General features: G+C 64.6%; 9 protein-coding genes. 5 read left to right on the top strand and 4 right to left on the bottom strand.

The window, feature by feature from the left end:
* Positions 1-604: 604 nt before the first annotated feature.
* The 4 genes from OEG81_RS07735 to purN form a co-directional block, all read right to left on the bottom strand.
* Positions 605-2884, bottom strand: a complete 2280-nt coding sequence (locus tag OEG81_RS07735) for a UvrD-helicase domain-containing protein (protein ID WP_264132139.1) — start codon at positions 2882-2884, stop codon at positions 605-607.
* Positions 2881-4089, bottom strand: a complete 1209-nt coding sequence (locus tag OEG81_RS07730; protein WP_264132138.1) for a fatty acid desaturase — start codon at positions 4087-4089, stop codon at positions 2881-2883. Before OEG81_RS07730 ends, OEG81_RS07735 begins: the two co-directional genes overlap by 4 nt.
* A gap of 204 nt (positions 4090-4293) precedes the next feature.
* On the bottom strand, positions 4294-5586 hold the full coding sequence (locus tag OEG81_RS07725) for an RsmB/NOP family class I SAM-dependent RNA methyltransferase (protein ID WP_264132524.1): 1293 nt from the start codon (positions 5584-5586) through the stop codon (positions 4294-4296).
* 239 nt (positions 5587-5825) lie between these two features.
* Positions 5826-6452 carry a phosphoribosylglycinamide formyltransferase gene (purN, locus tag OEG81_RS07720; protein ID WP_412034134.1) on the bottom strand — a complete coding sequence of 209 codons (627 nt, stop codon included), beginning with the start codon at positions 6450-6452 and terminating at the stop codon, positions 5826-5828.
* 110 nt (positions 6453-6562) lie between these two features.
* On the opposite strand from purN, the gene OEG81_RS07715 reads away from it, so the two are divergent.
* The 5 genes from OEG81_RS07715 to dut all read left to right on the top strand — a co-directional run bounded on the left by OEG81_RS07715 (position 6563) and on the right by dut (position 12762).
* Positions 6563-7528: a bifunctional riboflavin kinase/FAD synthetase gene (locus OEG81_RS07715; RefSeq protein WP_264132135.1), complete on the top strand. Its 966-nt coding sequence runs from the start codon at positions 6563-6565 to the stop codon at positions 7526-7528.
* Positions 7518-10358 carry an isoleucine--tRNA ligase gene (ileS, locus tag OEG81_RS07710; RefSeq protein ID WP_264132134.1) on the top strand — a complete coding sequence of 947 codons (2841 nt, stop codon included), beginning with the start codon at positions 7518-7520 and terminating at the stop codon, positions 10356-10358. Before OEG81_RS07715 ends, ileS begins: the two co-directional genes overlap by 11 nt.
* Positions 10351-10887 carry a signal peptidase II gene (gene lspA, locus OEG81_RS07705; protein WP_264132132.1) on the top strand — a complete coding sequence of 179 codons (537 nt, stop codon included), beginning with the start codon at positions 10351-10353 and terminating at the stop codon, positions 10885-10887. Before ileS ends, lspA begins: the two co-directional genes overlap by 8 nt.
* A gap of 29 nt (positions 10888-10916) precedes the next feature.
* Positions 10917-12125 carry a bifunctional phosphopantothenoylcysteine decarboxylase/phosphopantothenate--cysteine ligase CoaBC gene (gene coaBC, locus OEG81_RS07700; RefSeq protein WP_264132523.1) on the top strand — a complete coding sequence of 403 codons (1209 nt, stop codon included), beginning with the start codon at positions 10917-10919 and terminating at the stop codon, positions 12123-12125.
* A 187-nt stretch (positions 12126-12312) separates the two neighbouring features.
* Complete coding sequence (gene dut / locus OEG81_RS07695; protein ID WP_264132131.1) at positions 12313-12762, top strand: dUTP diphosphatase; 450 nt, start codon at positions 12313-12315, stop codon at positions 12760-12762.
* The last annotated feature ends 545 nt before the right edge of the window (positions 12763-13307 follow it).

Here is a 13307-nt window from a genome sequence, read left to right as displayed (position 1 = left end):
CGGGAGCCGGCCTTGCTCCTCGTGGCCGGTTCGGCGCCCTGCGCGCCGAACACCGCTACGCCTGGCTCCTCCGCCCCTTCGGGCTACGTTCGCCGACGGCTGGCTCGGCCCCGAAAGTCGCCGCGTCCGACCCCCGCCACCCGACCCGCTGCGGTGTTTTTCGTTTGAGACGCCGCTGGGGTAGCTTTTGTGCTTGGCATTTTTATGCGGCGCCCTGTGCTGCTGGACGGGGTCTTGCGCCGTCCCGGCCTCGCGCGCCTGCCGCGCGGGCCGGAACATTCGGGCTTGGCGGATGGTCCATCGTCAACTATGCTGCCAAGGCGCAGCCGGTGGGCGGGGGACGGGCGACGGTTGAGCAAGCCGCCGCAGGTGCTTTGCGCCGGGGGCGTAAGAGGGCGCGCATGTTTGAGCCGGCAATCAGCCTACAGGCGGCTGATTGCCGGCGAGTTCTCGCCCGGCCCCCGGCGCAAAGCGCCTGCAAGGGAACCCCGAAGGGGCGCAGCGAGCGGAGCCCGGCCCCGGCCCACCGGCTGTGCCGGTTTGACAAGCTGACGCCACACACTCACAGGCCATAAAGCCTGTAAACACCTGAACCGAAAATGCGCTAGCCGGCCACGATATCCAGTTTGGCCACGCCTAGCGCCAGCGTCTTCGTGCCCACCTCGCGGAACTGGATCTGCGCCTGCGCATCCTGGCCGGCACCGCTAAGCCCTATCACCGTACCTTCGCCGAACTTGGCGTGCCTGACGCCGGTGCCGATGCGGAATTGCTTCTCACCCACCGTCACGCCCGTCGTCAGGCTGCGCGGCACGCGGGGCGCAACGGAGCCGCTGTCGGGCCGGTTGTAGGCATCGCCGCGCCGGAAAGCGCCGCTCCAGGTGTTTTCACGTACGGCAACGCGCCCTTCCTTGGGCGTCAGCCACTTCAGGTGCTCATCGGGTATTTCATCCAGAAAGCGCGAGCGCATGGCATAGCGGGTCTGGCCGTGCAGCATGCGGCTTTGCGCCAGCGTCAGGTACAGGCGTTCGCGCGCGCGGGTAATGGCCACGTACATCAGCCGGCGCTCCTCTTCCAGGCCGGCCACCTCGAGCAGGCTGTTCTCATGCGGGAACAGGCCTTCCTCGACCCCGGTGATGAAGACCGAATCGAACTCCAGGCCCTTGGCGGCGTGCACCGTCATGAGCTGGACGGCATCCTGCCCCGCCTGTGCCTGGTTGTCCCCGGCTTCCAGCGAGGCATGGGTCAGGAACGCGGCCAGCGGCGACATGGGCGCGGCGCCCTCGCCGGGTTCGGCGGACAGGGTCTGCGCCGCAAGCGCGCCATCGGGAATTCGCCCGGCCGGCAGGCCTTCGAAGTTTTCCTCGGCCACGAACGCGGCCGCCGCATTGACCAGTTCCTGCAGGTTCTCCAGGCGGTCGGCGCCTTCCCGGTCGTTCTGGTAGTGGGCCAGCAGGCCGCTGTGATGCACCACGTGGTCGATCAGCTCGGGTAGGGAAAGGATCTGCGCCTCGTGGGCCATTTGCTGGATCAATTCGGCGAAGCGCGCCAGATTGCCGCCGCCTTTGCCCGACATCAGGGGCACGGCGCGGAACAGGCTGCTGCCCTGCTGACGGGCCGTGTCGGCCAGCTGTTCGAGCGTGCGGGCGCCGATGCCGCGCGTGGGAAAGTTCACGACTCGCAGCCATGAGGTGTCATCATGCGGGTTGTCCATCAGCCGCAGGTAGGCCAGCGCATGCTTGACTTCCTGGCGCTCGAAGAAACGCAGTCCGCCGTACACCTTGTAGGGTATGCCGGCCGAAAACAAGGCATGTTCGATGATGCGCGACTGGGCGTTGCTGCGATACAGTATGGCGATTTCCCGGCGCAGGCGGCCGTCGTTGATCAGCGCCTTGGTCTCGTCGATGATCCACTGGGCCTCCAGCAGGTCGGATGGCTGCTCCACCACCCGGACCGGCTCGCCCTCGCCTTGCTCGGTCCACAGGTTCTTGCCCAGGCGGGCGGTGTTGTGGGAGATCAGGGCGTTGGCCGAATCCAGTATGTGTCCGTAAGAGCGGTAGTTCTGTTCCAGGCGGATGACATTGCCCCGGGCGTAGTCGCGCTCGAAATCCGACATATTGCCCACGTTGGCGCCACGGAAGGCGTAGATGGACTGGTCGTCGTCGCCGACCGCGAAAATCGACGCGCCGCCGCCCGCCAGCAGGGTCAGCCAGCGGTACTGCAGGGTGTTGGTGTCCTGGAACTCGTCGACCAGGATGTGCTGGAAGCGGCGCTGGTAATGTTCGCGTATGGGCGCATTGCGCTGCAGCAGCTCATAGGCGCGCAACAGCAATTCGGCAAAGTCGACCACCCCCTCGCGCTGGCATTGATCCTGATACAGCTGATAGATTTCGACCAGCCGGCGGCGGTGCGCATCCCAGACCTCGACGTCGCCCGGCCGCTGCCCTTCTTCCTTGGCGCCGTTGATGAAGCGCTGGACGTCGCGCGGCGGAAATTTCTCGTCGTCGATCCCGGCGCCCTTCAGCAGGCGCTTGATCGCCGCCAGTTGATCGGCGCTGTCCAGTATCTGGAAAGTCTGGATCAGGCCGGCGTCGCGGTGATGGGCGCGCAACAGCCGGTTGCACAGGCCATGAAAGGTGCCCACCCACAACCCGCGCGTATTGATGGGCAGCAAGGCCGAAAGGCGCGTGAGCATCTCGCGCGCCGATTTGTTGGTGAACGTGACCGCCATGAGCCCAAAAGGACTGGCCTGGCCTGTTTGTATCAGCCAGGCCATGCGTGTCGTCAGAACTCGGGTTTTTCCGCTGCCCGCGCCGGCCAGGACCAGCGCGTGGGAGGGAGGTAGCGTGACAGCGGCTTGTTGTTGCGGATTGAGGCTGTCTATCATGCCGCGTAGCGGCGCAACCGGTAGGCGAACTGCTCGAGGCTTTCTATGCCGCTTTGCTGGGCCCGCTGGCACCATGCCTGCAAGTCGGCCAGCAACTGCTCGCTGCTGGCGCTGGAGCTTTCCCAAAGGCGGACCAGTTCGCGCCGCATCTGCACCAGCGTGGACAGGGATTGATTCTGGGCCAGAACGGTGTCCAGTTCGGCGCGTTGAGCCGGTTCAAGGGTGTCGTCGGTGCTGCTGATCCAGTCTTTGCAGCGGCTGAGCAGCGTCCAGCTGCAATCGGGACTGCCTTCCTTGCGCGCGGGCTTCAGCTTGCTGAGTTCGTCGCTGGCCGCTTTCTTGACCAGGTCGGTGTAGCGCGCCAGGATTTCGTAGCGGTGGGTGATGACGCCCTGCAAGGTGCTGGCATCGGCCAGGGCCTTGGGCGGATCGAGCTTGAGCTTGGGCGCCAGCTTCTTGACCTTGGCCAGGCCGAAGAATCGCAAGACGCTTATATAGCACCAGCCCAGGTCGAACTCGTACCATTTGGTGGAGAACTTGGCCGAGGTGCCGTAGGCGTGGTGGTTGTTGTGCAGTTCTTCGCCGCCGATGATGATGCCCCAGGGCGACACATTGGTGCTGGTATCGGGACTGGCATAGTTGCGATAGCCCCAGGCGTGGCCGATGCCGTTGACGACGCCGGCGGCCCAGAAGGGTATCCAGGCCATCTGTATGGCCCATACGGTCAGGCCCAGCACGCCGAACAGGGCCAGGTCGATGCCCAGCATGATGAGGATGCCCATCAGGCTGTGACGGGTGTAAAGCTTGCGTTCTATCCAGTCATCGGGCGTGCCGTGGCCGAAGCGCTTGAGGGTTTCGGGGTTGGTGGCTTCCTCGCGGTACAGTTCGGCACCGCGGAAGAACACCTTGCCCAGGCCGAATACGACCGGTGAATGGGGGTCGCCTTCTTTCTCGCACTTGGCGTGGTGCTTGCGGTGTATGGCCACCCATTCCTTGGTGACCATGCCGGTGGTCATCCAAAGCCAGAAACGGAAGAAATGCATGACGCCCGGATGCAGGTCCAACCCCCGATGAGCCTGGCTACGGTGCAAAAATACCGTAACCGCCACGATCGTGATGTGAGTGAGCACAAGGGTAACCAGCACGACCTGCCACCACGAAAGTTGCAGCAAACCGCCTGATAATAAAGTAATAATTTGGTCCATAAACCTGTAAAGGCCTCATGTTAAGACAAAGAAAAGTGTAGCCCAGTTGTCAGGCTTATGACAGCAGAATTTCAATTTAGTTTTGATGAAAATCAAGAATGGCGCGGCTCGGCGCGCCATTCCTTGCGTCTTTCCAGGCCGGGATGCGGCCCAGTACGCCGTAGAACGCCCTGGGAGGCTGCCAGGGCGTTTTCCTGGATAAAACTACAGCTCCCCTTCGCTGGGCGTTTGCGCGGCGTCCTGGGGCGTCGTGAGGCCTTTTTCGGCATTGGCGGGCTTCGCCCGCTCCAGCACGGCGGCGAAAAAACCGTCGGTGCCGTGTACGTCCGGGCGCATGCGCAGATACAGGCTTTCCTGTGTCAGATTTTCGCAACGATCTGCGGCGATTTTGCCGGCATCCAGGAGGGTAAAGTCGGGATGTTCAGCTAAAAAAGCCTCAACCTGCTGCTCGTTTTCCTCCGGCAGCACGCTGCAGGTGGCATAGACCAGCCTGCCGCCCGGGGCGACGCAACGCGCCGCCTGCCGCAGGATGCGCGCCTGGGTTTCCAAGAGCGCCTGCAGGGACTCCGGATGCTGGCGCCATTTAAGGTCGGGATTGCGCCGCAGTGTGCCCAGCCCGCTGCACGGCGCGTCGACCAGAACCCTGTGCGCCTTGCCGCGCAGGCGCTTGACCCGCTGATCGTTGTCGGGGTCGATGACCACGGGCACGATGTTGGACAGGCCGCTGCGGGCAAAGCGCGGCTTGGCCCGCGCCAGGCGCGCCGCCGACACATCGAAGGCATAGAGGCGGCCCGTGGAACGCATCAGCGCCCCCAGCAGCAGCGTCTTGCCGCCGGCGCCGGCGCAATAATCGATGATCATCTCGCCGCGCTTGGGCGCGACCAGCGCCGCCAGGATCTGGCTGCCTTCGTCCTGGACTTCGATTTCGCCCTTCTCGAACATGGGCCAGCGATTCACCGGGGGCCGGCCTTGCAGGCGTATGCCCCAAGGAGAATGCGGCGTGGGTTCCGGGTCGTAGCGCAGCGCGGGCCCGGCGCGCAATTGCTTGAGCATGTCCTTGCGGTCGGCCTTAAGGGGATTGACCCGTATGTCCAGCGGCGCCGTCTGGTTCAGGGCCCGGACCAGGGAATCGGGATTGTCCAGCGCAGCGAGGCGCTCGTCCAGCCAATCGGGAAGGCTGTCGCGCACTGCCCGGGACAAGCCCGCCACGTCTATCTTCTGCACGTGCTCCAGCCAATGCTGCTCTTGTTCCGACAAGCCCTGGTTCAGCACCGATTTGTCGAATACCGATGCCAGGCCCAGGATGGCCAGGCGGCGGGCGGCGGGCCCGCTGCCGCTTTCGGCGTACTGCCGGTAGCGGCGCAAATGGCGCAGCACATCGAAGACGGCTTCGGCCACCTCGCCGCGATCGCGCATGCCCAGCTTGGGATGGGCGCGCAGCCAGTGCGACAAAGCGGCATCGGCCGGGTATTCCCATTGCAGGATCTCGCCCAGCACGCTGCGGACCTGTTCGATGCGCACGGCCGCCATGACGTAGGGGCGACCGGCGGGCGCAGCGCCCTCGCGCCGAGGAGCGCCGGCCTCTCGCCGTGGCGCAGCGCCTTCCGGACGGGAGGCGCCGCCTTCGTGCCGTGCGGGACGGCCCGCGCGCCGGGCGGTACTGCTTTCCCGCCGGGGGTCGCGCTCTTCGCGCGTGTCGCGGCCGCGGGAAGCGCGCCGCGGCTTGTCGGTGTTGTTCATGACGACCTTTCCGATGATGCGACGCCTTGCTGCGTCAGGACGAAGGAGCGGCTGGCGACGCCGCGCACATGCACGCGCTGCATGGCGTCGAGCGATACGCGCCCCTCGGCCAGCCAGCGTACCACGTCCGCGTACATGCGGTGTTCCACCTTCAGGACGCGGCCGGCCAGGTCGTCCGGCGTGTCGTCGGCCAGCACGGGGACGATGCCCTGCGCGACGATGGGACCGTGGTCCAGCACCGGGGTAACGAAATGGATGGTGCAGCCATGCCATTGCACGCCGGTCGCCAGGGCCTGCTGATGCGTGTGCAATCCCGGAAAAGCCGGCAGCAGGGACGGATGGATGTTGATCAGGCGCCCATTGAAGCGCTCCACGAAGGCCGGGGTCAGCACCCGCATGAAACCGGCCAGCAAGACGTAGTGCGGCTGGTGGGCATCGACGGCGGCGGCCAGCGCGGTATCGAAGTCTTCGCGCGTGGCGTAATCGCGATGCGCCACGACCTGGGTCGGGATGCCCTGCCCGGCGGCCCACTCCAGCCCGCCGGCATCGGCCTTGTTGGCGACGACGGCGCAGACCTGCGCCGGCAGGGAGAGTTCGCGCACCGTGTTGACGATGGTCTGCATGTTGGAACCGCGTCCCGAAATCAGGACGACAATGCGGCAGCCGGAAGGAAGAGAAGCATCCAAGACGATAATTCCAGAGTAAGGCAACACAAAATTGTAAACTCTCGGGTGTGAAAAACGCTCCCGCCCTTTACCGCAGCCTTCCCCGCTACGATAGCCAACGCCCCAGCGCCGTGACGATAGGCAATTTCGACGGCGTCCATCGCGGCCACCAGGCCATTTTGCGCCGGGTCCGCCAGCACGCCCGGGAACATGGCCTGGCCGCCACGGTCATGACCTTCGAACCCCATCCGCGCGCCTATTTCGCCCGGCGCGGCCAGCGTCCGGAACTCATCCCCACGCAGGTCAGCAGCTTGCGCGACAAGGTGGCCGCCCTGGCGCGGCATCATGTCGACCAGATCGTGCTCGAACGCTTCAACCACACGCTGGCCGACATGTCGGCCCAGGACTTCATCGAGCGCCTTCTGGTGGAAGGACTGAACACGCGCTGGCTGCTGGTCGGCGAGGACTTCCGCTACGGCCACAAGCGCAGCGGCGACATCGAGCTGTTGCGCAGCGCCGGCCGCCGCTTCGGCTTCCAGGTCGAAACCATCGCGGACGTGGCCGACGAACACGGCCATCGCATTTCCAGCTCCGAGTTGCGCACCGCCCTGGCCGTGGGCAATCTGGACCGCGCCGAACATCTGCTCGGCCAGCCCTATTCCATCAGCGGACACGTCATACACGGCCAGAAACTGGGCCGCAGCATAGGCTATCCCACGCTGAACCTGCGCGTGCCCGCCCAGTGCGCCCTGCGATCCGGCGTGTACATCGTGCGCGCCCACGGCCTGGGACCCCAGCCCATCAAAGGCGTGGCCAGCCTGGGCGTGCGGCCCACCATTTCGCACGGCGGGCGCCTGATGCTGGAGACCCACCTGCTGGACTGCCGGGTGGACGCATACGGTAAACTCACGTGTATTGAATTCCTCGAGTATCTGCGGGACGAAGAAAAATTCCCCGACCTTCCCACTATGATCGCCGCCATCGACAATGATGCGCAAAGCGCTCGCGACTATTTCGCCTTCCATGGACTATAGAAACACCTTAAATTTGCCCGACACTCCTTTTCCCATGCGCGGCGATCTGGCCAAGCGCGAGCCCGGCTGGGTGGCCGAGTGGGAAGAAAAAAAGGTTTACGCAGCCATACGCGCTGCCAGCAAAGGAAGACCGAAATTCGTACTGCATGACGGCCCGCCCTATGCCAACGGCGACATCCATATCGGCCACGCCGTCAACAAGATACTCAAGGACATCATCGTCAAGAGCCGCGCCATGGCCGGCTACGATGCCGTCTATGTGCCGGGCTGGGATTGCCACGGCATGCCCATCGAGATCCAGATCGAGAAGAAATACGGCAAGCATCTGCCGGTGGCCGAAGTCCAGGCCAAGGCGCGCGCCTACGCGCTGGAGCAGATCGACCGCCAGCGCCGGGATTTCAAGCGACTGGGCGTGCTGGGCGACTGGGACCGCCCCTATCTGACCATGAACTTCAGCAATGAAGCGGACGAGTTGCGTGCCCTGGCGCGCATTCTTGAAAAGGGCTATGTGTTTCGCGGCCTGAAGCCGGTGAACTGGTGTTTCGACTGCGGCTCCGCCCTGGCGGAAGCCGAGGTCGAATACGCCGACCGCAAGGACCCGTCCATCCACGTGGCCTTCAAGTTCGACGACAAGGCCAGGCTGGCGCAAGCCTTCGGCCTGCCCCAGGTCGACGACGGGGCCATCGTGATCTGGACCACGACGCCCTGGACCATACCCGCCAACCAGGCGCTGAACGTCCATCCGGACTTCGAGTACGCCCTGGTCAAGCTGGACGAGGCGCGCAGCACCGGACCCATGCTGCTGCTGGCCAAGGACCGCGTCGAAACCTGCCTGGCAGAATGGAAGCTGTCCGGAAACATCGTTGCCACCGCCAAAGGCGAAGCGCTGTCCGGGCTGGAATTCCGGCACCCTCTGTACGAAGCGCACGAAGGCTATCGGCGCCTGTCCCCCGTCTACCTGGGCGACTATGTGACGCTGGATAGCGGCACGGGCGTCGTGCACTCCGCGCCCGCCTACGGCATCGAAGACTTTGTTTCGTGCAAGGCCCACGGCCTGAAGGACGACCAGATCATCAGCCCGGTCATGGGCGACGGCCACTATGCCGAAAGCCTGCCGCTGTTCGGCGGCCAGATGATATGGAAAGCCAACCCCGTCATCGTCGAAGCCCTGAAGCTGGCCGGCAGCCTGCTGCACACGGAGCCCCTGCTGCACAGCTACATGCATTGCTGGCGCCACAAGACCCCCATCATCTATCGCGCCACCAGCCAGTGGTTCGCCGGCATGGACCGCCAGCCCAAATCCGGCAGGACTCTGCGCGAGACGGCGCTGGAAGGCATAGACAACACCGAGTTCTACCCGGCCTGGGGCCGCGCGCGCCTGCACGCCATGATCGCCAACCGGCCCGACTGGACCTTGTCCCGCCAGCGCCAATGGGGCGTGCCCATGGCCTTCTTCGTGCACAAGGAAACCGGCGAACTGCATCCGCGCACGGTCGAGCTCATGGAGCAGGTCGCGCAGCGCATCGAGCAGCACGGCATCGAGGCCTGGCAATCGCTGGACCCGGCCGAACTGCTGGGCGACGAAGCCGCTCTTTACGAAAAGAACCGCGACACGCTGGACGTGTGGTTCGATTCCGGCACGACCCACGCCACGGTGCTGGGCGGCCAGGACCACAGCGTCAAGGGTTCGCATGCCGACGAACTGGCCTGGCCCGCCGACCTTTACCTGGAAGGCTCGGACCAGCACCGCGGCTGGTTCCACTCCTCGCTGCTGACGGGCTGCATGCTGTACGGGCGGCCGCCTTACAAGGCCTTGCTGACGCACGGCTTCGTGGTCGACGGCCAGGGCCGCAAGATGAGCAAGTCGGTCGGCAACGTCATCGCTCCGCAGAAGGTTTCCGATTCTTTGGGCGCCGAGATCCTGCGCCTGTGGACGGCATCCACCGACTATTCCGGCGAGCTGTCGATTTCCGACGAAATCCTCAAGCGCGTCGTCGAGGGCTATCGCCGCATACGCAATACGCTCAAGTTCCTGCTGGGCAACCTGCGGGACTTCGATCCGGCAAGCGATGCGGTGGCGCTCGAGGACATGATCGAAATCGACCGCTACGCGCTGGCCATGACCTCCGCCATGCAGGCCGAAGTCCTGGCCAACTTCCAGCGCTACGAATTCCATCCCGCGGTGTCGCGCCTGCAGATATTCTGTTCCGAGGACCTGGGCGCCTTCTACCTGGACGTACTAAAAGACCGGCTGTACACGGCCGGCAAGACCAGCCTGGCGCGCCGCTCCGCCCAGACGGCCATCCATCACATCACGCATGCGCTGCTCAAGCTGATGGCGCCCATTCTGTCCTTCACCGCGGAAGAAGCCTGGAAAGACCTGCATACCGGAAACAGCGACGTCCCCAGCATATTCACCGGGCTGTTCCACGCCGTTCCGGCGCTGCCCGACGAAGTCCCGCTGCGCGAAAAGTGGGCCCGCCTGCGCGAGATCCGCGCCGAAGCCATGCGCAAGATCGAGGAAGTGCGCAGCACGGGCGACATCGGCTCGTCGCTGGCGGCGGAACTGGATGTGCATGCCTCCGGCAGCGACCACGCGCTGCTGGCCAGCCTGGGCGAGGACCTGCGTTTCGTGCTGATCGTATCGCGCGCCACGCTGCACGCGGCCGAAGGGGAGTTGCGCATACAGGTCACGCCGACCAGGGAAGAGAAATGCGAACGCTGCTGGCATCATCGCCACGACGTCGGCACAGACCCGCAGCACCCCACTCTTTGCGGACGCTGCGTCGACAACCTGTTCGGCCAGGGCGAGCCGCGCCGGCATGCCTAGCGCAAGTCCCGGCCACCCCGCCCCACGCCCTAAGGCCTCGCGCTTCTGGGCGTGGATGCTGGGCGCGCTGGCCATCATCGCGCTTGACCAGGTCACGAAGATCTACTTCGACAGCCATCTGAGCTACGGCGAACGCTGGCATCTGCTGCCCTTCTTCGACTTCACCCTGCTGTACAACCCCGGCGCCGCATTCAGCTTCCTGGCCGATGGCCAGGGCTGGCAGCGCTGGCTGTTCACGGCCATCGCGCTGGGGGCCACGGGGCTCATCATCCATTTGCTGCGACGCAATCCGGGGCAAACCCTGTTTTGCGCATCCCTCATGTGCATACTGGGCGGAGCCATAGGCAATGTCATCGACCGCATCCAGCACGGACACGTCATTGATTTTTTGCTGTTTTATTGGGATAGTTGGTATTTTCCGGCGTTCAACGTGGCGGACGTTTCCATCACCTGCGGGGCCGTCCTGCTGGTGTGCGACGAATTGCGCCGCATGCGCCAGGAAAAGAACAAGTCCCGGAAATCGGCTTGAACCCACTTAACGCTGAATGGCGCACGCCCATGCTTGAACTTGCCGACAAACGTATTGTGCTGGGCCTGACCGGCGGCATCGCCTGCTACAAGGTGGCCGAGTTCCTGCGGCGGGCGCAGGATCAGGGCGCCGTTGCAGACGTGGTCATGACGGAAGCCGCCACGCATTTCATCGGCTCGACCACCATGCAGGCGCTGTCGGGCCGGCCGGTGTACCTGGATGCCTGGGATGCCCGGGTGCCCAACAACATGGCGCACATCAACCTGACGCGCGGCGCCGACGCCATCGTCATCGCGCCGGCCAGCACCGATTTCATCGCCAAGCTGGCCCATGGCCTGGCCGACGACCTGCTGTCCACGCTGTGCGTGGCCAAGGGCAACTGCCCCCTGCTGGTGGCTCCGGCGATGAACCGCGAAATGTGGCTGCATCCGGCCACTCAGCGCAATGTGGCGCAGATCAAGGCGGACGGCGCCGTCATCCTCGGGCCCGCCGAAGGCAACCAGGCTTGCGGCGAGATCGGCAGCGGCCGGATGCTGGAACCTCACGAGTTGCTGGCGGAGCTCATCGCCTTCTTCCAGCCCAAGCCGCTGCGCGGAAAGCGGGTGCTCATCACCGCCGGCCCCACCTCCGAAAAAATCGATCCCGTCCGGGTCATCACCAACCGTTCTTCCGGCAAGATGGGCTACGCCATCGCCCGGGCCGCCCGCGAAGCCGGCGCCCAGGTCGTCCTGGTGTCCGGCCCCACGGCCCTGCCCGCGCCCTACCAGGTGGAGCGCGTCGCCATCGAAAGCGCGGCGCAGATGCATGCCGCCGTCATGAACGAGGCCCGCGACGCCGACGTGTTCATTTCGGTGGCGGCGGTGGCCGACTGGCGGGTCGTGAACGCCAGCGGCAGCAAGCTGAAGAAACAGGCGGACGGCAAGGCGCCCCAATTGGAATTCGAGGCCAACCCCGACATCCTGGCCGAAGTGGCCCGCATGCCCTCGGGCCCGTACTGCGTGGGCTTTGCCGCCGAAACCGAAAACCTGCTGGAATACGCGGAAGCCAAGCGCAAGCGCAAGGGCGTGCCCCTGCTGGTCGGCAACCTGGCCCAGCAGGCGATGAACGCCGACGAAACAGAGCTAGTCCTGTTCGACGATGCCGGGCATACCGCCCTGCCTATCCTTGGCAAACTGGCGGCGGCGCGAGAGTTGATCACGGCGATTGCCCGCAAACTGCCTGGCAAACCCACACCCTGATACGAAGTACGGCGACGAATCGCAACGCAACGCAACGCCAGCGCCGGAGCATATGGCATGGGTTTGATCGCCTATGCCCTTGCTTCCCCATGGCCAGCGTTGCATCGCAATCGCCACCACCGGTGGCGCTCTCAACGCATACAATGGCGCATCACAGAAACCGAGTTCCATCAAGAAAGTAAAAACCATGAGAAAAATTGCACTGAAGATTCTGGACCCGCGCATGAACGACTATCTGCCGGCCTACGCAACCAGCGGCTCCGCCGGCCTGGATTTGCGGGCCTGCGTGGATGCCCCGCTGTCCTTGCCGCCGGGTGCGACGGAACTGGTGCCCACGGGCCTATCCATCCATATCGCCGATCCGGCCTACGCAGCCATGATTCTGCCGCGTTCTGGCCTGGGGCATAAGCACGGTATCGTACTGGGCAATTTGGTGGGCCTGATCGATTCGGATTACCAGGGCCCGCTGATGGTGTCGGTATGGAATCGCGGCCAGCAGGACTTTACGCTGCAACCGATGGACCGCCTGGCGCAACTGGTGGTGGTGCCGGTGCAGCAGATCGAGTTCGAGATTGTCGACGAGTTCGAGGACAGCGCACGCGGGGCTGGCGGATTCGGTAGCACGGGGCGCGGCTGATCCCGTTGCGGAGATCAGGCTGAGGGCTGGCTCGTTCTGCGCCTAGCTGGAAATTGGCGCTGCATGGCCTGGCTTGAATCGCGCTTTTATTCTGACGCGGAAATCAAGAGCCTCAGCCGTAGGAATCTCTATTTCCGGAGCATCTTCGCTGACATCATTGACACGTGCAAAGTGTTGAATACTCATTGGCCTAGCCCCTTCAATAAACCCCGATGATGCTCGGTGGCAAACCGCATATCAGGAAATATATCGACCCATGCCAGTAATCGTCATCAGCACTTGCCGCAAGGGCGGGATGGCGGAGGCCGGGGCCAGCGAATTCGGGAGCGTCGCGTTTCCGGCCGCTGGCGGGGATGCAAGGCCGTGACTGTTTGAGCGCGACGCTTTCGGACAGCCGATGGCTGTCCGACGCGCGAGTTTCACGGCCGCCCCGCCAGCGGCCGGAAACGCGAGGAGTCCCGGAACGGGACCGCGGACGGTGAGCAGGCCCCGGCCTCCGCCATCCCGCCCGCTCAAGAACGAAAGCGGCACAGCCAAGCCTGACA

The sequence above is a fragment of the Pollutimonas sp. M17 genome (assembly GCF_025836975.1).
In the GTDB taxonomy this organism is placed as follows: Bacteria; Pseudomonadota; Gammaproteobacteria; order Burkholderiales; family Burkholderiaceae_B.
This window is presented reverse-complemented; position numbering and strand designations above follow the sequence as displayed.